The following is a 23,278-nucleotide window of genomic DNA, read 5'->3' as shown; positions in this document are numbered from 1 at the left end:
ATTCGCATCCCCGGGGTTCGTGGAGAGCAAGCAATGGTTTTTGATCAGGTCCGCCAGCGGCGCCTGTCCGACGACATCGTCGACCGGTTGGAAGGGATGATTCTCGAGGGTACGTTGACTTCGGGGCAGCGCCTGCCCGCCGAACGCGTCCTGGCCGAGCAGTTCGGCGTATCCCGTCCGTCGCTGCGCGAGGCGATCCAGAAGCTCGTGGCCAAGGGGCTGCTGGTCAGCCGCCAGGGTGGCGGCAACTATGTGGCCGAAGCCTTGGGCTCAACGTTCAGCGACCCGCTGTTGCAGTTGCTGGAGCGTAATCCGGAGGCCCAGCGCGATTTGCTGGAGTTTCGTCATACATTGGAGGCGTCGTGCGCCTACTACGCGGCCCAGCGCGCTACCGAACCTGATCGCGAGCGGCTGAAGACGGCATTCGACGCGCTGCAGGATTGCTACAACCGTGTCGGCGAGGTGGATCGGGCGCAGGAGGGGGCGGCCGATGCGCGCTTCCACCTGGCCATTGCCGAAGCCAGCCACAACGCCGTGCTGCTGCATACCATCCGCGGCTTGTTCGACCTGCTCAAGCGCAACGTGGTGACCAACATCGGCGGCATGTACCAGCAGCGCACGGAGACCCGCGACATGCTGATCAGCCAGCATCGCGAGCTGTACCTGGCGATTGTCGAGGGTCGGGCGGACGATGCGCGGGAGGTGTCGAGCCGGCACATCCTGTATGTGCAGGAGGTGCTGCAAGAGGCGCAGCAGGAGGCCCAGCGAGTGGCGCGGGCAGAGCGGCGCAGCGGGCGGTAGGCCAGTGTGGTGGCATTCGCGGTAAACCCGCTCCCACAGGTATGGCGCCGAATCTGAATTCAGCGACATACCTGTGGGAGCGGGTTTACCCGCGAAGCAGGCGCCGCAATGCGAAAGGCGGCTTACTCTTCCTTGCCCTTGTTGCGCATCGTGCGCTGCAGCTCGCGGTTGGAGTCGCGCTCGCGCACGGTGTCGCGCTTGTCGAACTCCTTCTTGCCCTTGCCGAGCGCGATCTCGCACTTGATCAGGTGCTTGCTCCAGTACAGCGACATCGCCACGCAGGTATAGCCCTTCTGCGCCACGGCCGCTTCCAGGCGCTCCAGCTCACGCTTGTTCAGCAGCAGCTTGCGGGTGCGGATCGGGTCGGCGATGACGTGGGTGCTGGCGGTGGTCAGCGGGGTGATGTGGCTGCCGAACAGCCAGGCTTCGCCATCCTTGAGCAGCACGTAGCTGTCGGTCAGGTGCGCCTTGCCGGCCCGCAGGCTCTTTACTTCCCAACCGGACAGGACCAGCCCGGCCTCGAACTTGTGTTCGATGAAGTAATCGTGTCGCGCCTTCTTGTTCTGCGCGATGGTCCCGGTCGGATGTTTCTTTTGCTTAGCCATAGGGGCGGCATTATAGGGAGAGTCCGCGTCCTCGGCTACGGGGTTTAGGTGTGCTTGAGCCAGTTGTGTGAATCCCGGACAATACATGCCTCGTTCTGCCGTGCAGAACCGTATTCGAGGCGCTGCGACGCGCCGCCCAGATTGGAAGTGACGCCTGGATGACTACCCATATTCAACGCTCCGCCCTGCTGCCGTTCCCTGCCCAGGCGCTCTACGACCTGGTCAACGATGTGGCCAGCTACCCGGAGTTCCTGCCCTGGTGCTCGGCTTCCACCGTGCTCGAGGCCAGCGACACGCACATGCGCGCCAAGCTGGAAGTGGCCAAGGGCGGCATGAGCCAGCAGTTCACCACGCGCAATGTGCTGGTGCCGGGGCAGTCGATCGAAATGAACCTGGAAGATGGGCCGTTCACCCAGCTGCATGGCCTGTGGGTGTTCAAGCCGCTGGGCGAGAAGGCCTGCAAGATCAGCCTCGACCTGTCGTTCGACTACGCCGGCGCCCTGGTGCGGGCGACCCTGGGGCCGCTGTTCAACCAGGCGGCTAATACCATGGTCGATGCGTTTTGCCAGCGTGCCAAGCAGATCAATGGCTGAGTAGTGATGGCGTTGGCCTGATCCAAAGGCTATTCGGCAACGCAATAAAAAGCCCGGACTGGATCCGGGCTTTTTAGTGTCGGCGCAATTACTGCGGCGAGGTTTCCAGCGGGGCCGGCGTCGGGACCGGAGTGGTCTCGATGTTGTCGATTTCTTTCTGCAGCGTGTCTTCCAGCGAGCCTGGCTTGGCCGGCTTCTCGGGCTGGCTTGGCTGCTTGTCCGGGCTGACCGTGGTGTCGCCGCTGCCGCCGAGGATTTCCTGGTCGCGGCTGACACCCGGCATGAAGTCGCCGGAGAGGCTGACCAGTTGGTCGCTCTCGTTGAAGAAGATGCTCATGCGCTCCTGCTGGCGCTGGCCACCGCCGGGCTGCAGGCTGTACAGGTAGTCCCAGCGATTGGTGTGGAAGGTGTCCTGCAGCAGGGGGTTGCCCATGATAAACCTTACTTGCCGGCGGGTCATTCCCGGGCGCAATTGGTCTATCATGTCTTGCGTGACGACATTGCCCTGCTGGATGTCGATTTTGTAAACCCCGGGAAACGAGCAACCGGCGAGTGCGAGCAGTCCCACTAGGGTGAGGCTGGTTAGCAAGAGCTTGGTGTTTTGCATCGGTGGGCGACTTCCACTATCTTGGCTGGACAACGTAAACCCCGATCATACCCGTATTAAGAGAAGCTGCGAAGCAGCATCGGCGAGAAAGCTGACCATGGTTGAAAATAGCGAATTGCGCAAAGCGGGCCTCAAGGTAACCCTGCCTCGAGTCAAGATTCTTCAGATGCTCGACTCCGCCGAGCAGCGTCACATGAGTGCCGAGGATGTCTACAAGGCGCTGATGGAAGCTGGCGAGGATGTCGGTCTGGCGACCGTGTACCGCGTGCTGACCCAATTCGAAGCGGCGGGCCTGGTGGAGCGCCACAACTTTGATGGCGGCCACGCGGTGTTCGAGCTGGCGGATGGCAAGCACCACGATCACATGGTCAACGTGGACAGCGGTGAAGTCATTGAATTCTTCGATGCCGAAATCGAGAAGCGCCAGAAAGAGATCGTTGCCGAGCATGGTTTCGAGCTGGTGGACCACAATCTGGTTCTGTATGTGCGTAAAAAGAAGTAACGATTTAGATCGATATTGATGACAAAGGCGACCCTAGGGTCGCCTTTGTGCTTTCTGGGCCAGCGTACAAATCCCCTTGTAGGAGCGGCCTTGCCGAGGCGTCGGACCGGCCGGAAAGGGCTGCTAGCGGCCCCCTGCAATTTTGAGTCATGCAGAGATCCCGAGGCCGCTACGCGCCCTTTTCGCGGCGCAAGGCCGCTCCTACAGGTATCGCGCAGGCTCAGGCCTTGCTGCTCACCACCATCTTGCGCGCATGGGCCAGCGATTCCTTGGTCAGGTCGATCCCGCCCAGCATCCGCGCCACTTCCTCGACCCGTTCGCGCTTGCCCAGGCTGGCCACGGCGGTGTGCGTGGTGTCGCTGTTGCGCACCTTGTGCACGAACAGGTGGTGATGGCCCTGCGCTGCCACCTGGGGCAGGTGGGTCACGGTCAGGACCTGGCCGCGCTCGCCGAGGCGGCGAAGCAACTGGCCGACGATCTCTGCCGTCGGCCCGCCGATCCCCACGTCCACTTCGTCGAACACCAGGGTCGGAATGCGCGAGGTCTGCGCGGTGATCACCTGGATCGCCAGGCTGATACGCGACAGCTCACCGCCCGAGGCGACCTTGGCCAGGCCCTTGAGTGGCTGGCCGGGGTTGGCGCTGACCAGCAGTTCGACCTGCTCCAGGCCATGGGGCGAGAGGTCGCTGTTGTCGAAGGGCGTGAGCTCGATGCAGAACCGCCCGCCGGGCATGCCCAGGCGCTGGATCTCCTGCTCGACGGCGGTGGCCAGCTGCTTGGCGGCCTGCTGGCGCAGCGCGCTCAGCTCGCCAGCCTTCTCTTTATAGTGCTGGGCGTAGGCGGCCAGTTCCTCGCCGAGGCGCTCGATCGACTCGTCGCTGGCATTCAACCCTTCCAGTTCTTCCATCAGGCGCTGCTGCAGGTGCGGCAATTCGGTGGGGTGCACGCGGTGCTTGCGGGCGAGGGTATAGATAGTATCCAGGCGTTCTTCGAGGGCCTGTAGTCGCATCGGGTCGGCGTCGAAGTTGTCGAGGAAACGGTTGAGCTCGCCGACGGCTTCCTCCACCTGGATCTGCGCGCTGGCGATCAGGTTGACGGCCTCGCCCAGTGCCTTGGGGCCGTTGACGACCGCGGTGAGCCGGTTGAGGCTGACGGTCAGGGCGCTCAGCACGTTGCCCGAGTCGCTTTCGCTGCACTGGTCGATGACCTGGCGGCAGATGCCGAACAGCGCCTCGGCGTTGGTCAGGTTCTTGTGTTCCTGCTCCAGCTGTTCCAGCTCGTTTTCGCCGAGGCCGAGGTTCTCCAGTTCTTCCAGCTGGTAGCTGAGCAGCTGGTGGCGTGCCCGTTGCTCATCGCCGGAATTGCTCAGGCGCTCCAGTTCCTGGCGCGTCTGGTTCCAGCGCTTGGCGGCCAGCTGGACCTGGCGGGCCAGGTCGCTGGCGCCGGCGTACTCGTCCACCAGGCGGCGGTGGGTGTCGGTCTTCAGCAGCGACTGGTGCTCATGCTGGCTGTGGATGTCGATCAGCAGCTCGCCCAGGGCCTTGAGGTCGCCCAATGGGCAGGGGGTGCCGTTGATGTAGCCACGGCTGCGGCCCTCGGCGGTGATCACCCGGCGCAGGATGCACGGGCCGTCGCTTTCCAGGTCGCGCTCGGTGAGCCAGGCGTGCGCCTCGGGGATGTCGACCAGGTCGAAGGTGGCGAGAATGTCGGCCTTGTCGGTGCCCGGGCGCACCACGCCGCTGTCGGCGCGGTCGCCCAGGGCCAGGCCGAGGGCGTCGAGCATGATCGACTTGCCGGCCCCGGTCTCGCCGGTGATGACGGACATGCCACGGGCGATCTCGAGGTCGAGGTGTTCGACGATGGCGTAGTTGTGAATGGACAGGTGCACCAGCATGGGGCGGCTCCCGAAGGGTCGTGTCTGGATATTTATACAGTGCTTTTTGCGAGTCTGCCAATAGCCGGTCGACGAATGTGGAAAAGCACCTCCCCCCTTGAACCTGGTTTTTCCGACCCCATATAGCCGGCAAGACATGGCGAGCCTGGCTCGCACGACAGAAATCGTGGAGGAGAAACCCAATGGCTGACGAACAGCTGGATGAGAAGAACCTGAATTCCGAAGAAGCAGGCGCCGCGAATGCCGATGCCCGTGTCCTGGAGCTCGAGGAGCAGCTGGCCGCCGCCAAGGACCAGTCCCTGCGCGCCGCCGCCGACCTGCAGAACATCCGCCGCCGTGCCGAGCAGGATGTCGAGAAGGCCCACAAGTTCGCCCTGGAGAAGTTCGCTGGCGACCTGCTGCCGATCATCGACAGCCTGGAGCGTGGCCTGGAACTGTCCAGCGCTGATGACGAGACCATCAAGCCGATGCGCGAAGGTATCGAGCTGACCCTGAAGATGTTCCAGGACACCCTCAAGCGCTACAACCTGGAGACCATCGAGCCGCACGGCCAGCCATTCAACGCCGAGCACCACCAGGCGATGGCCATGCAGGAAAGCGCCGATGTCGAGCCGAACAGCGTGCTGAACGTGTTCCAGAAGGGCTACCTGCTCAACGGCCGCCTGCTACGCCCCGCCATGGTGGTGGTCAGCAAGGCGCCCAGCGCCCCGCAGCCTTCGATCAACGAAAAGGCTTGAAATCCTTCCGGGCACCCCCATCTAGGTGTCAAGCCTTCAAGTATTAGTGCAGTTGGCCAAAGCAGTCGCTGCTACCAAATTCAAGTTTCGGGAGAATCAACATGGGTAAAATCATCGGTATCGACCTGGGGACCACCAACTCCTGCGTCTCCGTGCTGGAAAACGGCACCGCCAAGGTCATCGAGAACGCCGAAGGCGCGCGTACCACGCCTTCGATCATCGCCTACGCCAACGACGGCGAGATCCTGGTTGGCCAGTCGGCCAAGCGCCAGGCGGTCACCAACCCGCACAACACCCTGTTCGCGGTGAAGCGCCTGATCGGCCGCCGTTTCGAAGAAGATGTCGTGCAGAAAGACATCAAACTGGTGCCTTACAAGATCGTCAAGGCCAACAACGGTGACGCCTGGGTCGAGGCCGCCGACAAGCAGATGGCTCCGCCGCAGATCAGCGCCGAAGTCCTGAAAAAAATGAAGAAGACCGCCGAAGACTACCTCGGCGAGCCGGTCACCGAAGCGGTCATCACCGTTCCGGCCTACTTCAACGACAGCCAGCGCCAGGCGACCAAGGACGCCGGCCGCATCGCTGGCCTGGACGTGAAGCGTATCATCAACGAGCCGACCGCCGCCGCGCTGGCTTACGGCATGGACAAGGGCAAGGGCGACCACACCGTCATCGTCTATGACCTGGGTGGTGGTACCTTCGACGTATCGGTCATCGAAATCGCCGAAGTCGACGGTGAGCACCAGTTCGAAGTACTGGCCACCAACGGCGACACCTTCCTGGGTGGCGAAGACTTCGACATGCGCCTGATCGACTACCTCGTCGACGAGTTCAAGAAAGAGTCCGGCATGGACCTGAAGAACGATCCCCTGGCCCTGCAGCGCCTGAAAGAAGCCGCTGAAAAAGCCAAGATCGAGCTGTCCTCCGCTCAGTCGACCGACGTCAACCTGCCGTACATCACTGCAGATGCGACCGGTCCGAAGCACCTGAACGTGAAGATCTCCCGCGCCAAGCTGGAGTCGCTGGTCGAAGACCTGGTCAACCGTACCATCGAGCCATGCCGCATCGCCCTAAAGGATGCCGGCATCGACGCCAGCAAGATCGACGACGTGATCCTGGTCGGTGGCCAGACCCGTATGCCGATGGTGCAGAAAGCCGTTGCCGACTTCTTCGGTAAAGAAGCACGCAAAGACGTCAACCCGGACGAAGCCGTTGCCATGGGTGCCGCCATCCAGGGCGCCGTTCTGGCTGGTGACGTGAAGGACGTGCTGCTGCTGGACGTCAGCCCGCTGACCCTGGGTATCGAAACCATGGGCGGCGTGATGACCGCGCTGATCGAGAAGAACACCACCATTCCGACCAAGAAGTCGCAGGTGTTCTCGACCGCCGACGACAACCAGGGCGCCGTGACCATCCACGTGCTGCAGGGCGAGCGCAAGCAAGCTTCGCAGAACAAGTCGCTGGGCAAGTTCGACCTGGCCGACATCCCGCCGGCTCCGCGCGGCGTGCCGCAGATCGAAGTGACCTTCGACATCGACGCCAACGGCATCCTGCACGTCGGCGCGAAGGACAAGGCTACCGGCAAGGCGCAGTCGATCGTGATCAAGGCCAACTCCGGCCTGTCCGACGAAGAAATCGAGAAAATGGTGCGTGACGCCGAGGCCAACGCCGAGGAAGACCGCAAGTTCGAAGAGCTGGCCGCCGCCCGTAACCAGGGTGACGCGCTGGTCCACTCGACCCGCAAGATGATCACTGAAGCCGGTGACAAGGTCACCGCTGAAGAGAAGACCGCCATCGAGGCTGCCGTGGTCGCCCTGGAAGCCGCCGTCAAAGGCGACGACAAGGCCGCCATCGACGCCAAGGTCGAGGAGCTGTCCAAGGTCTCGGCGCCAGTCGCTCAGAAGATGTACGCAGAGCAGCAGGCCGAGCAACCGCAGGGCGGCGCCCAGCAGGCCGAGCCGGAAGCCAAGCACGATGACGTGGTTGACGCCGAGTTCGAAGAAGTGAAAGACAACAACAAGCAGTAATTCCTGCATGTTGTCGGCCGGTTCATCGTCGTTTGCTGGTGAACTGGTAGGATGTCGCCGCGCGGGAGCTTGCTCCCGCGTTGGCGTGTCTGGAACACGAGAATTATTTACGGCATCTGTCACGGCGTATTCGCCTATGACGACAGGTGCTGGTGGCATGGCGCACGATGCGCCGAGGTATGCCGAACGCCCCCAAGAGTGCATATGACCTATGGCAAAGCGTGATTTTTATGAGGTCCTGGGTGTCGAGCGTGGCGCCAGTGAAGGTGATCTCAAGAAAGCCTACCGCCGTCTGGCGATGAAGTACCACCCGGACCGCAATCCGGGCGACAAGGAATCGGAAGACCTGTTCAAGGAGGCCAACGAGGCCTACGAAGTGCTGTCCGATGCCAGCAAGCGCGCGGCATACGACCAGTATGGCCACGCCGGCGTCGACCCGAGCATGGGTGGCGGCGGTGCCGGTTTCGGTGGCGCCAACTTCTCCGATATCTTCGGCGATGTCTTCAGCGACTTCTTCGGCGGCGGCCGCGGTGGCGGTCGTGGGGGTGTCCAGCGCGGCAGTGACCTGCGCTACACCCTCGAGCTCAACCTCGAAGAGGCGGTGCGCGGCACCACGGTCAACATTCGCGTGCCCACGCTGGTCAACTGCAAGCCGTGCGACGGCTCCGGCGCCAAGAAGGGTTCGACGCCGTCGACCTGCCCGACCTGCGGCGGCATCGGCCAGGTGCGCATGCAGCAGGGCTTCTTCGCCGTGCAGCAGACCTGCCCGCGCTGCCATGGCCAGGGCAAGATCATCACCGACCCTTGCGGTTCGTGCCACGGCGAAGGTCGTGTCGAGGAATACAAGACGCTGTCGGTCAAGGTGCCGGCCGGTGTCGATACCGGTGATCGCATTCGCTTGTCCGGCGAAGGCGAGGCGGGCGCCCATGGCGGCCCTGCCGGTGACCTCTATGTGGTCGTCAATGTGCGCGAGCACCCGATTTTCCAGCGCGACGGCAAGCACCTCTACTGCGAAGTGCCGATCAGCTACACCGATGCCGCCCTGGGTGGCGAGCTGGAAGTGCCGACCCTCGACGGTCGCGTGAAGCTGAAGATCCCCGAAGGTACCCAGACCGGCAAGCAGTTCCGTCTGCGCGGCAAGGGCGTGGCGCCGGTGCGCGGTGGCGCGGCGGGCGACCTGCTGTGCCGTGTGGCGGTGGAGACGCCGGTCAACCTCAGCCGCCGTCAGCGCGAGCTGCTCGAGGAGCTGCGTGATTCCCTCGAGGGCGACAGCTCCCATTCGCCCAAGGCCAGTGGCTGGTTCGAGGGCGTGAAGCGCTTCTTCGGCGATCTCTGAGAAGGAACAGGCTATGCGACGTATTGCAGTGATGGGCGCCGCCGGGCGCATGGGCAAGGTGCTGATCGAGGCCGTGCAGCAGCAGGCGCCGAAGGCCGGCCTGACCGCGGCCATCCATCGTCCGGACAGCTCCCTGGTCGGTGCCGACGCGGGTGAGCTGGCGGGGCTGGGGCGCATCGGCGTGACCATCTCTGACGACCTGGCCAAGGTCGTCGATGAGTTCGATGTGCTGATCGACTTCACCCATCCGTCGGTGACCCTGAAGAACCTGGCGTTCTGCCGCAAGGCGGGCAAGGCCATGGTTATCGGCACCACCGGCTTCAGTGCCGAGGAGAAGGCGTTGCTGGTCGAGGCGGGCAAGGAGATCCCGATCGTCTTCGCCGCCAACTTCAGCGTGGGCGTCAACCTCAGCCTCAAGCTGCTGGACATGGCGGCGCGGGTGCTGGGTGACGACGTGGATATCGAGATCATCGAGGCCCACCATCGGCACAAGGTCGATGCGCCGTCGGGTACCGCGCTGCGCATGGGTGAAGTGGTCGCCAATGCACTGGGGCGCGACCTGCGCGAGGTGGCGGTGTATGGCCGTGAAGGCCAGACCGGCGCCCGTGATCGCCAGACCATCGGTTTCGCCACCGTGCGTGCGGGTGACGTGGTCGGTGACCACACCGTGCTGTTCGCCGCTGAAGGCGAGCGTCTGGAGATCACCCACAAGGCCTCGAGCCGCATGACCTTCGCCAAGGGCGCGGTGCGTGCCGCGCTGTGGCTGGACGGGCGCGAGCCTGCGCTGTACGACATGCAGGATGTGCTCGAGCTGCATTGACACCGTCCTCTGTAGGAGCGGCCTTGTGCCGCGAAAGGGCCGCGCAGCGGCCCTAGGATCTCTGAACCATTCAGAATTGCCGGGGCCGCTGCGCGGCCCTTTCGCGGCACAAGGCCGCTCCTACACAGCAGGGGTCGCTGCAATGTCCCCTCTGTCGCAATCCTGCGTTTTGGAGACACATTCCCGGTAGACCCAAAACGCATTTTTCTGTAAGCTACAGCTTTAGTGTGTCCACTAAAAGCGCGCAGACTAATTCAGCATAAAAGCGGGGTGACGTGTCCATACGTCATTCCGCTTTTTTGCAACCTGCGATCGCCCTTTCAGGCTTGATTTACGGGAGGTCTTCTTGACTAAGCCAGCCATACTCGCCCTTGCCGATGGCAGCATTTTTCGCGGTGAAGCCATTGGAGCCGACGGTCAGACCGTTGGTGAGGTCGTGTTCAATACTGCAATGACCGGCTACCAGGAAATCCTCACAGACCCTTCCTACGCCCAGCAAATCGTTACCCTGACTTACCCGCACATCGGCAACACCGGCACCACCGCCGAAGACGCCGAATCGAATCGCGTCTGGTCCGCGGGCCTGGTGATTCGCGATCTGCCGCTGCTGGCCAGCAACTGGCGCAACACCCAGTCCCTGCCCGAATACCTGAAAGCCAACAACGTCGTCGCCATCGCTGGCATCGATACCCGTCGCCTGACCCGCATCCTGCGTGAGAAAGGCGCCCAGAACGGCTGCATCCTGGCCGGCGACAACATCAGCGAAGAGGCCGCCATCGCCGCTGCCCGCGCCTTCCCGGGCCTGAAGGGCATGGACCTGGCCAAGGTGGTCTCGACCAAGGAGCGCTACGAGTGGCGTTCCAGCGTCTGGGAGCTGAAGACCGACAGCCACCCGACCATCGATGCCGCCGACCTGCCGTACCATGTCGTCGCCTTCGACTACGGCGTCAAGCTGAACATCCTGCGCATGCTGGTCGCCCGTGGCTGCCGCGTCACCGTGGTGCCCGCCCAGACCCCGGCCAGCGAAGTCCTGGCGCTCAATCCTGATGGCGTGTTCCTGTCCAACGGCCCTGGCGATCCCGAGCCGTGCGACTACGCGATCCAGGCGATCAAAGAGATCCTCGACACCGAGATTCCGGTGTTCGGTATCTGCCTCGGCCACCAGCTGCTGGCCCTGGCCTCCGGCGCCAAGACCGTGAAGATGGGCCACGGCCACCACGGTGCCAACCACCCGGTCCAGGACCTGGACACCGGCGTGGTCATGATCACCAGCCAGAACCACGGTTTCGCCGTCGACGAAGCCACCCTGCCGGGCAACGTGCGCGCCATCCACAAGTCGCTGTTCGACGGTACCCTGCAGGGTATCGAGCGCACCGACAAGAGCGCGTTCAGCTTCCAGGGCCACCCTGAAGCGAGCCCAGGCCCGACCGATGTCGCGCCACTGTTCGATCGTTTCACCGATGCCATGGCCAAGCGCCGCTGAGCATCCTGCTTCAAGGCCCCGGGCCGGCTCGCGCCGCGCCCGGCAGCGCCTGACCCAGATTGTTCAAAGCGGCTTGCCGACTGACCCCGGATTTGAGTGACAACCATGCCAAAACGTACAGACATCAAAAGCATCCTGATTCTCGGCGCTGGCCCGATCGTGATCGGCCAGGCCTGTGAATTCGACTACTCCGGCGCCCAGGCCTGTAAAGCCCTGCGCGAGGAAGGTTTCCGCGTCATCCTGGTGAACTCCAACCCGGCCACCATCATGACCGACCCGGCCATGGCCGACGCCACCTACATCGAGCCGATCAAGTGGCAGTCGGTGGCCAAGATCATCGAGAAAGAGCGCCCGGACGCAGTGCTGCCGACCATGGGTGGCCAGACCGCACTGAACTGCGCCCTGGACCTGGAGCGCCACGGCGTTCTGGAAAAGTTCGGCGTGGAGATGATCGGTGCCAACGCCGACACCATCGACAAGGCCGAAGACCGTTCGCGCTTCGACAAGGCCATGAAAGACATCGGTCTGGAGTGCCCGCGTTCCGGTATCGCCCACAGCATGGAGGAGGCCAACGCAGTCCTCGAGAAGCTCGGCTTCCCATGCATCATCCGCCCATCGTTCACCATGGGCGGCACGGGCGGTGGTATCGCCTACAACCGTGAAGAGTTCGAAGAAATCTGCACCCGGGGTCTGGACCTGTCGCCGACCAAGGAACTGCTGATCGACGAATCGCTGATCGGCTGGAAGGAATACGAGATGGAGGTGGTCCGCGACAAGAAGGACAACTGCATCATCGTCTGCTCGATCGAGAACTTCGACCCGATGGGCGTGCACACCGGTGACTCGATCACCGTTGCTCCGGCACAGACCCTGACCGACAAGGAATACCAGATCATGCGCAACGCCTCGCTGGCGGTGTTGCGTGAAATCGGTGTCGAGACCGGCGGTTCCAACGTGCAGTTCGGTATCTGCCCGAACACCGGCCGCATGGTCGTGATCGAGATGAACCCGCGGGTTTCGCGTTCCTCGGCCCTGGCTTCCAAGGCCACCGGCTTCCCGATCGCCAAGATCGCTGCCAAGCTGGCCATCGGCTACACCCTCGACGAACTGCAGAACGACATCACCGGCGGCCGCACCCCGGCGTCCTTCGAGCCGTCGATCGACTACGTCGTTACCAAGCTGCCACGCTTCGCCTTCGAGAAATTCCCGAAAGCCGACGCCCGCCTGACCACCCAGATGAAATCCGTGGGTGAAGTCATGGCCATCGGCCGCACCTTCCAGGAATCCCTGCAGAAAGCCCTGCGCGGCCTGGAAGTCGGCGCCTGCGGCCTCGACCCGAAAGTCGACCTGGCCAGCCCGGAAGCCGCCAGCATCCTCAAGCGCGAACTGACCGTGCCGGGCGCCGAGCGCATCTGGTACGTCGCCGACGCCATGCGTTCGGGCATGACCATCGAGGAAATCTTTGCCCTGACCGGCATCGACCTGTGGTTCCTGGTGCAGATGGAAGACCTGATCAAGGAAGAAGAGAAGGTCAAGACCCTGGCCTTGTCGTCGATCGACAAGGACTACATGCTGCGCCTCAAGCGCAAGGGCTTCTCGGACCAGCGCCTGGCCAAGCTGCTCGGCATCACTGACAAGAACCTGCGCCGTCACCGCCACAAGCTGGAAGTGTTCCCGGTGTACAAGCGCGTCGACACCTGCGCCGCCGAGTTCGCCACCGACACCGCCTACCTGTACTCGACCTACGAGGAAGAGTGCGAGGCCAACCCGTCGACCCGCGACAAGATCATGATCCTGGGTGGCGGCCCGAACCGTATCGGCCAGGGCATCGAGTTCGACTACTGCTGCGTGCACGCCGCACTGGCGCTGCGTGAAGACGGTTACGAGACCATCATGGTCAACTGCAACCCGGAAACCGTCTCCACCGACTACGACACCTCCGACCGCCTGTACTTCGAGCCGCTGACCCTGGAAGACGTGCTGGAAGTCTGCCGCGTCGAGAAGCCAAAAGGCGTGATCGTCCACTACGGCGGCCAGACCCCGCTGAAACTGGCGCGTGCCCTGGAAGAAGCCGGCGTACCGATCATCGGTACCAGCCCGGACGCCATCGACCGCGCCGAAGACCGCGAGCGCTTCCAGCAGATGGTCCAGCGCCTGAACCTGCTGCAGCCGCCAAACGCCACCGTTCGCAGCGAAGACGAAGCCATCGCTGCCGCTGGCAAGATCGGCTACCCGCTGGTGGTTCGTCCGTCCTACGTGCTGGGCGGCCGCGCCATGGAGATCGTCTACGAGCTGGACGAGCTCAAGCGCTACCTGCGTGAAGCGGTACAGGTCTCCAACGACAGCCCGGTGCTGCTCGACCACTTCCTCAACTGCGCCATCGAGATGGACGTGGATGCGGTCTGCGACGGCACCGATGTGGTGATCGGCGCGATCATGCAGCACATCGAGCAGGCCGGTGTTCACTCCGGCGACTCGGCGTGCTCGCTGCCGCCTTACTCGCTGAGCCAGGAAGTGCAGGACGAAGTCCGCGTCCAGGTCAAGAAAATGGCCCTGGAGCTGGGCGTGGTCGGCCTGATGAACGTGCAGCTGGCCCTGCAGGGCGACAAGATCTACGTGATCGAGGTCAACCCGCGCGCCTCGCGTACCGTACCGTTCGTCTCCAAGTGCATCGGCACTTCCCTGGCGATGATCGCGGCTCGTGTCATGGCCGGCAAGACCCTGAAAGAGCTGGGCTTCACCCAGGAAATCATCCCGAACTTCTACAGCGTCAAGGAAGCCGTCTTCCCGTTCGCCAAGTTCCCGGGGGTTGACCCGATCCTCGGCCCTGAGATGAAATCGACCGGTGAAGTCATGGGCGTCGGCGACAGCTTCGGCGAAGCCTTCGCCAAGGCCCAGATGGGCGCCAGCGAAGTGCTGCCGACCGGCGGTACCGCGTTCATCAGCGTGCGCGACGACGACAAGCCGCAGGTGGCTGGCGTTGCCCGCGACCTGATCGCCCTGGGCTTCGAAGTGGTCGCCACCGCCGGCACCGCCAAGGTGATCGAAGCGGCCGGCCTGAAAGTGCGTCGCGTGAACAAGGTGACCGAGGGTCGTCCGCACGTGGTCGACATGATCAAGAACGACGAAGTGTCGCTGATCATCAACACCACCGAAGGCCGCCAGTCGATCGCCGACTCCTACTCGATTCGTCGCAATGCGTTGCAGCACAAGATCTACTGCACCACGACCATTGCGGCCGGTGAAGCCATCTGCGAGGCGCTGAAATTCGGTCCGGAAAAGACCGTTCGTCGCCTGCAGGATCTGCATGCAGGACTCAAAGCATGAGCATTACCAAGTACCCGATGACCGTCCAGGGCGCTCGCGCCCTGGAGGAAGAGCATCTGTTCCTGAGCAAGACCGAGCGCCCGCGCCTGAGCCAGGCGATCGGCGAGGCTCGCGAGCTGGGCGATCTCAAGGAAAACGCCGAATACCACGCCGCCCGCGAGGAGCAGGGCATGGTCGAGGCGCGCATCCGCGATATCGAAGGCCGTCTGCAGAACTCGGTGGTGATCGACGTCACCACCATCGCCCACACCGGCAAGGTAATCTTCGGCACCACCGTGGTGCTGGCGAACACCGAGACCGATGAAGAGGTGACCTACCAGATCGTCGGCGAAGACGAAGCCGACGTGAAGCAGGGCAAGCTCTCCAGCGGTGCGCCGATCGCCCGTGCCATCATCGGCAAGGAAGAAGGTGATACTGTCGTCGTCAAGACGCCAAGTGGCACGGTCGAGTACGAGATTGTCGAAGTCAAGCACATCTGACCGGCGCCTGCGGGCGCCATCCCTCGAGGGGATCCTCTGGCAACTGGCCCAGGTGTTCTGGGTCGGCGGCCTGTGGGTGTTCCATGTGGGGCTGGTGCCGGCGCTCAAGGTCAGCGGCCTGGCGCCACTGTTGGTGCACGACGTGGCTGCGCAGATCGACCGCTGGTTGATTGGCGTGGCCATGCTCGGGTTGTTGACCCAGTTGGCGGTGCTGGCGAGGGTGGATGGCCTGGCGGCCTGGTGGCGGCAGTTCCGCGGCCAGATGCTGCTGCTCGGCTTCGGCGCCTGCGTCAGCTACTACACGCTGCGCTACGGGATTTCGGTGGGCGAGCGGTGGCAGATGTTCTGCTTCCTGGTGCTGGGCTTCTCCGGCATTGTGCTGGTGGCCCAGCCGGTCCCGGTCAGGGCTCGGCGCTAGTCGAAGTGTGACGCGGCCTTTGTAGGAGCGGCCTTGTGCCGCGAAAGGGCTGCGAAGCGGCCCCAGGTATCAGCTTCGCTGCAGATATTACCGGGGCCGCTTTGCGGCCCTTTCGCGGCACAAGGCCGCTCCTACATGGGTATGCGCTGTCCTGGACGTTACTTGTAACGGTGAATGTTGGACAGCTGCTTGTTCGGTTGCGGGTTCTTGCGGTAGATCAGCGCTTTCTTGCCGATGGTCTGCACCAGTTCGGCGCGGCCGGCCTTGCACAGCGCGGCGATGGTCTCGGCGCGCTCCTCGCGATCTTCCGAGCGAATCTCGACCTTGATCAGCTCATGGTCGACCAGGGCGCGCTCCAGTTCGGCGATCACGCCTTCATTCAAACCGTTGCCAGCAACGATCAGGACCGGCTTCAGGTCATGACCAATGGACTTGTATTGCTTCTTCTGCTCGTTATTGAGCGGCATAATCTGACCCTTTTCGTCTGATTCTGTAAAATTGACGGGCATTTTACCCGAGGGCCTGTGGCTCCGCCCAGTCAAACACGACGCATATCATCGAGGTGCCCCGTGGTACAACGTTCCAAAAGCAGCGCAAACTGGCTGCGCGAACATTTCAACGATCCTTTCGTCAAGCAGGCGCAGAAGGATGGCTACCGCTCGCGCGCGAGCTACAAGCTGCTGGAGATCCAGGAGAAAGACCGCCTGATCCGTCCCGGCATGAGCGTGATCGACCTCGGTGCGGCTCCCGGTGGCTGGTCGCAGGTGACCAGTCGTCTGATTGGCGGCCAGGGCCGGCTGATCGCCTCGGACATCCTGGAAATGGACTCGATCCCCGATGTCACCTTCATCCAGGGCGACTTCACCCAGGACGAAGTGCTGCAGCAGATCCTGCAGGCGGTCGGCGATTCGCACGTCGACCTTGTGATTTCCGATATGGCCCCCAATATGAGTGGTACGCCTGCGGTGGACATGCCGCGCGCCATGTTCCTCTGCGAACTGGCCCTGGATCTGGCGACCCGCGTGCTCAAGCCCGGCGGAGATTTCCTGATCAAGATTTTCCAGGGCGAGGGCTTCGACATGTACCTCAAGGACGTGCGCAGCAAGTTCGACAAGGTGCAGATGCGCAAGCCGTCGTCCTCGCGAGACCGTTCCCGTGAACAGTACCTGTTGGGCAAGGGTTTCAAGGGCGCATGAAAGGCGTATTGCGGGGTTGCCGATAGTTATTTCCAATCGGCCGCCCCGTCTGGATCGTCCGAACTTCGTGTAGTCTAGCTTTCACAAAGGGTTACAGACGGTGCCTGCGGATGCGTGGGTAATGTAGTAAGTTAGGGCGATGAATATCATGCGAGGCACGGCTGCGTCGTGCGCCGGCCTCAGAGGGTAGCGAATTGAACGACATGGCAAAGAATCTGATCCTGTGGTTGATCATCGCCGCCGTCCTGGTGACGGTGATGAACAACTTCTCCAGCCCTAACGAGCCGCAGACCCTCAACTATTCCGACTTCATCCAGCAGGTCAAGGATGGCAAGGTCGAGCGCGTGACCGTCGACGGCTACATCATTACCGGCAAGCGCACCGATGGCGACAACTTCAAGACCGTGCGCCCGGCCATTACCGACAACGGCCTGATCGGCGACCTGGTGGACAACCACGTCACCGTCGAAGGCAAGCAGCCTGAGCAGCAGAGCATCTGGACCCAGTTGCTGGTCGCCAGCTTCCCGATCCTGGTGATCATCGCCGTGTTCATGTTCTTCATGCGCCAGATGCAGGGCGGTGCCGGTGGCAAGGGCGGGCCGATGAGCTTTGGCAAGAGCAAGGCGCGCCTGCTGTCCGAAGACCAGGTGAAAACCACTCTGGCCGACGTCGCAGGCTGCGACGAGGCCAAGGAAGAAGTGGGCGAACTGGTCGAGTTCCTGCGCGACCCGGGCAAGTTCCAGCGCCTGGGTGGCCGCATCCCTCGTGGCGTGCTGATGGTCGGCCCGCCCGGTACCGGTAAGACCCTGCTGGCCAAGGCCATTGCCGGTGAAGCCAAGGTGCCGTTCTTCACCATCTCCGGTTCCGATTTCGTCGAGATGTTCGTCGGCGTGGGTGCCAGCCGTGTTCGCGACATGTTCGAACAGGCCAAGAAGCACGCACCGTGCATCATCTTCATTGACGAGATCGACGCCGTCGGTCGCCACCGTGGCGCCGGCATGGGTGGCGGTCACGACGAGCGTGAGCAGACCCTGAACCAATTGCTGGTCGAGATGGACGGCTTCGAGATGAACGATGGCATCATCGTCATCGCCGCCACCAACCGTCCCGACGTGCTCGACCCGGCGCTGCTGCGTCCCGGCCGCTTCGACCGGCAGGTTGTGGTCGGCCTGCCGGATATCCGTGGTCGTGAACAGATCCTCAAGGTGCACATGCGCAAAGTGCCGGTCGGCGAGAACGTCAACGCGGCGGTCATCGCCCGTGGTACGCCGGGCTTCTCCGGTGCCGACCTGGCCAACCTGGTCAACGAGGCGTCGCTGTTCGCCGCCCGAGCCAGCAAGCGCCTGGTCGAGATGAAGGAATTCGAACTGGCCAAGGACAAGATCATGATGGGCGCCGAGCGCAAGACCATGGTCATGTCCGAAAAAGAGAAGCAGAACACCGCCTACCACGAGGCGGGCCACGCCATCGTCGGTCGCGTCGTTCCCGAGCACGACCCGGTCTACAAGGTCTCGATCATTCCCCGTGGCCGTGCCCTGGGCGTGACCATGTTCCTGCCGGAAGAGGACCGCTACAGCCTGTCCAAGCGCGCGCTGATCAGCCAGATCTGCTCGCTGTACGGTGGCCGTATCGCCGAAGAGATGACCCTGGGCTTCGACGGTGTCACCACCGGCGCCTCCAACGACATCATGCGCGCCAGCCAGATTGCCCGGAACATGGTCACCAAGTGGGGCCTGTCCGAGAAACTCGGCCCGCTGATGTACGCCGAAGAGGAGGGCGAGGTGTTCCTCGGTCGCAGCGCGGCGAGCCAGCACGCCAGCGTCTCGGGCGAGACTGCCAAGATGATCGACTCCGAGGTGCGCAGCATCATCGATCAGTGCTACGCCACGGCCAAGCAGATCCTTACCGACAACCGCGACAAGCTCGACGCGATGGCCGAGGCCTTGATGAAGTACGAAACCATCGATGCCGACCAGATCGACGACATCATGGCTGGCCGTACCCCGCGCGAGCCGCGTGACTGGGACAATGATTCCGGTACCTCCGGCAACCAGGCTTCCCAGGACGATCGTCCGGAATCGCCGATCGGCGGTCCAGCGGCTCAACACTAAGGGTATCTATGAGCTTGACGCAGTACCCGACCCGGTTGCCTTGCGGCAACCGGGTTCTTGATTTGTCCCGTACCCATGTCATGGGTATCCTCAACGTCACCCCAGACTCGTTCTCCGATGGTGGGCGCTTCAGCCAGCGCGATGCGGCCTTGCGCCATGCCGAGGAGATGGTAGCGGCCGGTGCGACCCTGATCGACGTAGGTGGCGAGTCCACCCGTCCGGGGGCGCGTGCGGTATCGCCCATCGAGGAATTGGAGCGCGTGGCGCCAATTGTCGAGGCGATCAGCAGTCGGCTCGATGTGATCATCTCGGTCGACACCTCGACGCCTTCGGTCATGCGCGAGACGGCCCGCCTTGGCGCAGGGTTGATCAACGATGTGCGCGCCCTGGAGCGCGATGGTGCGCTCGATGCGGCGGCCGATAGCGGCCTGCCGGTGTGCTTGATGCATATGCGTGGCGAGCCGGGCACCATGCAGGACAATCCGCAGTACGAGGATGTGACAGCCGATGTAACGCGCTATCTTGAACAGCGCATGGCCGCCTGCGCGGCGGCCGGCATCGGGGCTGAGCGCATCATCCTCGACCCTGGGTTCGGCTTTGCCAAGACCCTTGAGCATAACCTCAGCCTGTTCAAGCACATGGAAGCGCTCTATCGCCTGGGGCGGCCACTCTTGGTGGGTGTCTCGCGCAAGAGCATGATCGGCCTCGCGCTGGACCGTCCGGTCGGCGAGCGGCTCTACGGTAGTCTGGCCCTGGCCGCCCTGGCCATGACCAAGGGCGCAAGCATCCTGCGGGTACACGACGTCACCGAAACCGTCGATGTCGTGCGCATGATCGCTGCGGTCCAGAGCGCCGAATAAGAACATTGGAGTCACTATGAGCAGAAAATACTTTGGTACCGATGGTATCCGTGGCCGCGTAGGTCAATTCCCGATCACCCCGGACTTCATGCTGAAACTCGGCTGGGCCGCCGGCATGGCCTTCCGCAAGCAGGGCAACTGCCGCGTGTTGGTGGGCAAGGACACGCGGATCTCCGGCTACATGTTCGAATCCGCGCTCGAGGCGGGCCTGTCCGCAGCCGGCGCCGACGTGATGCTGCTCGGCCCTATGCCGACGCCGGCCATCGCCTACCTGACCCGCACCTTCCATGCTGAGGCCGGTATCGTCATCAGCGCCTCGCACAACCCCCATGACGACAATGGCATCAAGTTCTTCTCCGGTGCCGGCACCAAGCTGCCGGACGAAGTCGAGCTGATGATCGAGGAGCTGCTCGACCAGCCGATGAATGTCGTCGAGTCCAGCAAGCTGGGCAAGGTCTCGCGCATCAATGACGCGGCGGGCCGCTACATCGAGTTCTGCAAGAGCAGCGTGCCCAGCAGTACCAGCTTCGAAGGCCTGAAGGTCGTCGTGGACTGCGCCCATGGCGCCACCTACAAGGTCGCGCCGAGTGTGTTCCGTGAACTGGGTGCCGATGTCACCGTGCTGCACGCCGCCCCGGATGGCCTGAACATCAACGAGGGCTGCGGTTCGACCCATATCGAGTCGCTGCAGGCGGCGGTCCTGGTCGGGCATGCGGATCTCGGTATCGCCTTCGACGGCGACGGCGACCGCGTGCTGATGGTCGATCACACCGGCGCCATCGTCGACGGTGACGAACTGCTGTTCATCATCGGTCGCGACATGCAGGAGCGTGGCAAGCTGCAGGGTGGCGTGGTCGGTACCCTGATGAGCAACCTGGGCCTGGAGCTGGCGTTCAAGGAACTGGATATCCCGTTCGTGCGGGCCAAGGTGGGCGACCGCTATGTCATGGCCGAACTGCTCGAGCGCGAGTGGCTGCTGGGTGGCGAAAATTCCGGTCATGTCGTCTGCGGCGGTCACACCACCACCGGCGATGCGATCATCGCCGCGCTGCAGGTGCTGATGGCGCTGAAACGTCGCGGCGAAAACCTTGCCCAGGCCCGCCAGGCCGTGCGCAAGTGCCCTCAGGTGCTGATCAACGTGCGCTTCGCGGCCGGCAAGAACGACCCGCTGGAAAACCCCCTGGTCAAGGAAGCCAGCGCCAAGGCCACCGAGGCCATGGCCGGTCGTGGGCGGGTGCTGCTGCGCAAGTCCGGTACCGAGCCGCTGGTGCGGGTGATGGTCGAGGGCGACGACGAAAACCAGGTACGTGGCCATGCCGAGGCCCTGGCCAAGCTGGTCGAAGAAGTTTGTGCCTGAAAGAGGCTTGCCAGCGCAGATCGGGTTGGGTAAGATCTGCGCCCACTTTGACCGACGAGGTAAAGCATGCGTCGCCCCATGGTAGCTGGTAACTGGAAGATGCACGGTACCCGCGCCAGCGTCGCTGAGCTGACTCAGGGCTTGGGCGAAATGCTCATTCCCGATGGTATCGAAGTCGCGGTGTTTCCGCCGGCCCTGTTCATCAACGAAGTCGTTGATGGGCTAAAAGGCAAGGGGATCATCGTTGGAGCACAGAATTCTGCGGTACAGCCTGAACAAGGCGCGCTGACCGGCGAAGTTGCACCGAGTCAGTTGGCTGAAGTCGGTTGCAAGTATGTATTGATTGGGCATTCCGAGCGTCGCCAGATTATTGGTGAAAGTGACGAAGTGCTGAATCAGAAGTTTGCAGCCGCTCAGAAAAGTGGTTTGACGCCAGTGCTGTGTATAGGGGAAACTCTTGCAGAGCGCGAGGCAGGTGAGACGCTCGAAGTTGTAGGGCGTCAACTAAGCAGTGTTATCGACATGTTCGGTATCAAGGCTTTCGCCAATGCGGTTATTGCCTATGAGCCTGTTTGGGCCATTGGTACTGGTTTGACGGCCTCGCCACAGCAAGCCCAGGATGTGCATGCAGCCATCCGCAAGCAGTTGGCGGCGAAGGACGCCGAAGTTGCAGAAAATGTGCAACTTCTCTACGGCGGCAGCGTGAAGGCGGCCAATGCGGCTGAACTGTTCGGCATGCCGGATATCGATGGGGGGCTCATTGGTGGGGCTTCCCTGAACGCAGACGAATTCGGTGCAATTTGTCGCGCCGCAGGAAACTGAACAAATGCTGGAAACAGTCGTAGTTGTTTTTCATCTGTTGGCAGCGTTGGCACTGGTTGTAATGGTGCTGCTGCAACAGGGTAAAGGTGCGGAAGCGGGTGCATCTTTCGGCGCAGGTGCTTCAAATACTGTGTTCGGAAGCCAAGGTTCCGCTACCTTTTTGAGTAAAGTTACTGCTATACTTGCTGCCACTTTCTTTTTGACTGCACTTGGGTTAGGATACTTCGCCAAGCAGCAGGCTCACCAGCTGACTCAAGCTGGTCTGCCAGATCCAGCAGTGCTGGAAGTCAAAGAGCCAAAGCCGGCAGTCAATGATGATGTACCGGTGCTCCAGCAGCAGAAGAGCGAAACCACCAACTCTGGTGACGTACCTCCTCCAGCCAAAGAGCAGCAGTAACGGGTTTCAAGAAGTAGTATTGCCGAGGTGGTGGAATTGGTAGACACGCAACCTTGAGGTGGTTGTGCCCATAGGGTGTAGGGGTTCGAGTCCCCTTCTCGGTACCAATTGAAGCATGAGAGCCCGCTTTAGCGGGCTTTCTTGCAGGTGGAGGTCGGATTGACCCAGCAAAGGGTTCAGTCTTATACTTTCGCCCCAGCTTTGTCGCGGGGTGGAGCAGCTTGGTAGCTCGTCGGGCTCATAACCCGAAGGTCGTTGGTTCAAATCCAGCCCCCGCAACCAGCTTCAGCAGAGCCCCTTTTCAGGGGCTTTTTGCTAGCCGAACAGTTTTCGGCGCCGTTGTCCAACGGCGCTTTCAGGGATGGGCGCTTCGCCCATTTTTTATTTGCACAGCATGCACGAGGGGGTTCAGGTGTCGAGCAAGCTAGAACAGTTGCAGGCCTTGTTGGCCCCGGTGGTCGAGGGCCTGGGCTACCAATGCTGGGGGATCGAATACGTCTCCCAAGGCAAGCATTCGGTACTGCGTATCTACATCGACAAGGAAGGCGGGATTCTGGTGGACGACTGCGAAGCCGTCAGCCGTCAGGCAAGCGCCATTCTCGATGTGGAAGATCCGATCAGCTCTGAATATACCCTCGAGGTGTCCTCTCCAGGCATGGACCGCCCGCTGTTCACCTTAGAACAGTTTGCTGCGCATGCCGGCGAGCAGGTGAAGATCAAGCTGCGTACGCCCTTCGAGGGCCGTCGTAACTTCCAGGGCCTCCTCCGCGGTGTGGAGGAGCAGGATGTGGTGGTGCAGGTAGACCAGCACGAGTTCCTGTTGCCGATCGACTCGATCGACAAGGCCAATATTATTCCCAGTTTTGACTGAGACGTGCCGGGCCCGGTGAAAGATCCGGGGCCAAT

The 23,278-nt window shown here is 62.5% G+C and carries 22 protein-coding genes and 2 tRNA genes; 20 read left to right on the top strand and 4 right to left on the bottom strand.

Annotated features, from left to right (window positions below):
* The first annotated feature begins 33 nt into the window (after positions 1–33).
* Positions 34–801 (top strand): FCD domain-containing protein, encoded by a 768-nt coding sequence (locus VUG52_RS23990; RefSeq protein WP_050707001.1) that lies wholly within the window; start codon positions 34–36, stop codon positions 799–801.
* A gap of 122 nt (positions 802–923) precedes the next feature.
* On the opposite strand, the gene smpB is transcribed toward VUG52_RS23990, so the two are convergent.
* Positions 924–1,406 carry an SsrA-binding protein SmpB gene (gene smpB / locus VUG52_RS23985; protein ID WP_011532120.1) on the bottom strand — a complete coding sequence of 161 codons (483 nt, stop codon included), beginning with the start codon at positions 1,404–1,406 and terminating at the stop codon, positions 924–926.
* Between the two features lie 158 nt (positions 1,407–1,564).
* Here smpB and VUG52_RS23980 point away from each other — a divergent pair, with 158 nt between their 5' ends.
* On the top strand, positions 1,565–1,999 hold the full coding sequence (locus tag VUG52_RS23980) for a type II toxin-antitoxin system RatA family toxin (protein ID WP_050707000.1): 435 nt from the start codon (positions 1,565–1,567) through the stop codon (positions 1,997–1,999).
* A gap of 88 nt (positions 2,000–2,087) precedes the next feature.
* Here the strand turns inward: VUG52_RS23980 and bamE are convergent, their stop codons facing one another.
* A complete protein-coding gene (bamE, locus tag VUG52_RS23975) occupies positions 2,088–2,606 on the bottom strand; it encodes an outer membrane protein assembly factor BamE (RefSeq protein WP_050706999.1) in 519 nt (172 codons plus the stop codon).
* Positions 2,607–2,703: 97 nt separating this feature from the next.
* On the opposite strand from bamE, the gene fur reads away from it, so the two are divergent.
* Positions 2,704–3,108, top strand: a complete 405-nt coding sequence (gene fur / locus VUG52_RS23970) for a ferric iron uptake transcriptional regulator (RefSeq protein ID WP_028691268.1) — start codon at positions 2,704–2,706, stop codon at positions 3,106–3,108.
* A 220-nt stretch (positions 3,109–3,328) separates the two neighbouring features.
* Here fur and recN read toward each other — a convergent pair whose 3' ends face one another.
* Entirely contained in the window at positions 3,329–5,002 is a 1,674-nt protein-coding gene (gene recN, locus VUG52_RS23965) for a DNA repair protein RecN (RefSeq protein ID WP_050706998.1), read from the bottom strand.
* A 182-nt stretch (positions 5,003–5,184) separates the two neighbouring features.
* Here recN and grpE point away from each other — a divergent pair, with 182 nt between their 5' ends.
* From grpE to VUG52_RS23925, 8 genes are all read left to right on the top strand, one after another.
* A complete protein-coding gene (grpE, locus tag VUG52_RS23960) occupies positions 5,185–5,739 on the top strand; it encodes a nucleotide exchange factor GrpE (protein WP_050706997.1) in 555 nt (184 codons plus the stop codon).
* A gap of 101 nt (positions 5,740–5,840) precedes the next feature.
* Complete coding sequence (gene dnaK / locus VUG52_RS23955) at positions 5,841–7,766, top strand: molecular chaperone DnaK (RefSeq protein WP_050706996.1); 1,926 nt, start codon at positions 5,841–5,843, stop codon at positions 7,764–7,766.
* Positions 7,767–7,977: 211 nt separating this feature from the next.
* On the top strand, positions 7,978–9,102 hold the full coding sequence (gene dnaJ / locus VUG52_RS23950) for a molecular chaperone DnaJ (RefSeq protein WP_050706995.1): 1,125 nt from the start codon (positions 7,978–7,980) through the stop codon (positions 9,100–9,102).
* Between the two features lie 13 nt (positions 9,103–9,115).
* Positions 9,116–9,922 carry a 4-hydroxy-tetrahydrodipicolinate reductase gene (gene dapB, locus VUG52_RS23945; RefSeq protein ID WP_050706994.1) on the top strand — a complete coding sequence of 269 codons (807 nt, stop codon included), beginning with the start codon at positions 9,116–9,118 and terminating at the stop codon, positions 9,920–9,922.
* 346 nt (positions 9,923–10,268) lie between these two features.
* Positions 10,269–11,405: a glutamine-hydrolyzing carbamoyl-phosphate synthase small subunit gene (gene carA, locus VUG52_RS23940; protein WP_050706993.1), complete on the top strand. Its 1,137-nt coding sequence runs from the start codon at positions 10,269–10,271 to the stop codon at positions 11,403–11,405.
* A gap of 105 nt (positions 11,406–11,510) precedes the next feature.
* Complete coding sequence (gene carB, locus VUG52_RS23935; protein ID WP_050706992.1) at positions 11,511–14,732, top strand: carbamoyl-phosphate synthase large subunit; 3,222 nt, start codon at positions 11,511–11,513, stop codon at positions 14,730–14,732.
* Positions 14,729–15,211: a transcription elongation factor GreA gene (greA, locus tag VUG52_RS23930; protein ID WP_011532131.1), complete on the top strand. Its 483-nt coding sequence runs from the start codon at positions 14,729–14,731 to the stop codon at positions 15,209–15,211. The genes carB and greA overlap by 4 nt, the downstream gene beginning before the upstream one ends.
* Positions 15,189–15,629: a hypothetical protein gene (locus VUG52_RS23925; RefSeq protein WP_011532132.1), complete on the top strand. Its 441-nt coding sequence runs from the start codon at positions 15,189–15,191 to the stop codon at positions 15,627–15,629. Before greA ends, VUG52_RS23925 begins: the two co-directional genes overlap by 23 nt.
* Before the next feature lie 158 nt (positions 15,630–15,787).
* Here the strand turns inward: VUG52_RS23925 and yhbY are convergent, their stop codons facing one another.
* Complete coding sequence (gene yhbY, locus VUG52_RS23920) at positions 15,788–16,096, bottom strand: ribosome assembly RNA-binding protein YhbY (protein ID WP_050706991.1); 309 nt, start codon at positions 16,094–16,096, stop codon at positions 15,788–15,790.
* 102 nt (positions 16,097–16,198) lie between these two features.
* Between yhbY and rlmE the strand changes: the two genes are divergently transcribed.
* The 9 genes from rlmE to rimP all read left to right on the top strand — a co-directional run bounded on the left by rlmE (position 16,199) and on the right by rimP (position 23,243).
* Positions 16,199–16,825 carry a 23S rRNA (uridine(2552)-2'-O)-methyltransferase RlmE gene (gene rlmE / locus VUG52_RS23915; RefSeq protein ID WP_011532133.1) on the top strand — a complete coding sequence of 209 codons (627 nt, stop codon included), beginning with the start codon at positions 16,199–16,201 and terminating at the stop codon, positions 16,823–16,825.
* Between the two features lie 203 nt (positions 16,826–17,028).
* The gene (gene ftsH / locus VUG52_RS23910) at positions 17,029–18,936 is read left to right on the top strand and encodes an ATP-dependent zinc metalloprotease FtsH (protein WP_028691259.1); all 1,908 of its coding nucleotides are present in this window, start codon (positions 17,029–17,031) and stop codon (positions 18,934–18,936) included.
* Positions 18,937–18,944: 8 nt separating this feature from the next.
* Positions 18,945–19,796 carry a dihydropteroate synthase gene (gene folP / locus VUG52_RS23905; RefSeq protein WP_262952447.1) on the top strand — a complete coding sequence of 284 codons (852 nt, stop codon included), beginning with the start codon at positions 18,945–18,947 and terminating at the stop codon, positions 19,794–19,796.
* Positions 19,797–19,812: 16 nt separating this feature from the next.
* Positions 19,813–21,153, top strand: coding sequence for a phosphoglucosamine mutase (gene glmM / locus VUG52_RS23900; protein WP_262952446.1), 1,341 nt, complete (start codon positions 19,813–19,815; stop codon positions 21,151–21,153).
* A 66-nt stretch (positions 21,154–21,219) separates the two neighbouring features.
* Positions 21,220–21,975 carry a triose-phosphate isomerase gene (gene tpiA / locus VUG52_RS23895; protein ID WP_262952445.1) on the top strand — a complete coding sequence of 252 codons (756 nt, stop codon included), beginning with the start codon at positions 21,220–21,222 and terminating at the stop codon, positions 21,973–21,975.
* A 4-nt stretch (positions 21,976–21,979) separates the two neighbouring features.
* The gene (gene secG, locus VUG52_RS23890; RefSeq protein WP_028691255.1) at positions 21,980–22,372 is read left to right on the top strand and encodes a preprotein translocase subunit SecG; all 393 of its coding nucleotides are present in this window, start codon (positions 21,980–21,982) and stop codon (positions 22,370–22,372) included.
* 21 nt (positions 22,373–22,393) lie between these two features.
* Positions 22,394–22,479 (top strand) — tRNA-Leu (locus VUG52_RS23885).
* Between the two features lie 98 nt (positions 22,480–22,577).
* Positions 22,578–22,654, top strand: a tRNA-Met gene (locus tag VUG52_RS23880).
* Positions 22,655–22,784: 130 nt separating this feature from the next.
* Positions 22,785–23,243, top strand: a complete 459-nt coding sequence (gene rimP, locus VUG52_RS23875) for a ribosome maturation factor RimP (RefSeq protein WP_050707011.1) — start codon at positions 22,785–22,787, stop codon at positions 23,241–23,243.
* Positions 23,244–23,278 lie beyond the last annotated feature (35 nt).

The sequence above is a fragment of the Pseudomonas sp. LH21 genome (assembly GCF_036549575.1).
GTDB lineage: Bacteria > Pseudomonadota > Gammaproteobacteria > Pseudomonadales > Pseudomonadaceae > Aquipseudomonas > Aquipseudomonas peradeniyensis.
Note: the sequence above shows the minus strand (reverse complement) of the source record. Positions and strands in the feature narration are given on the sequence as shown.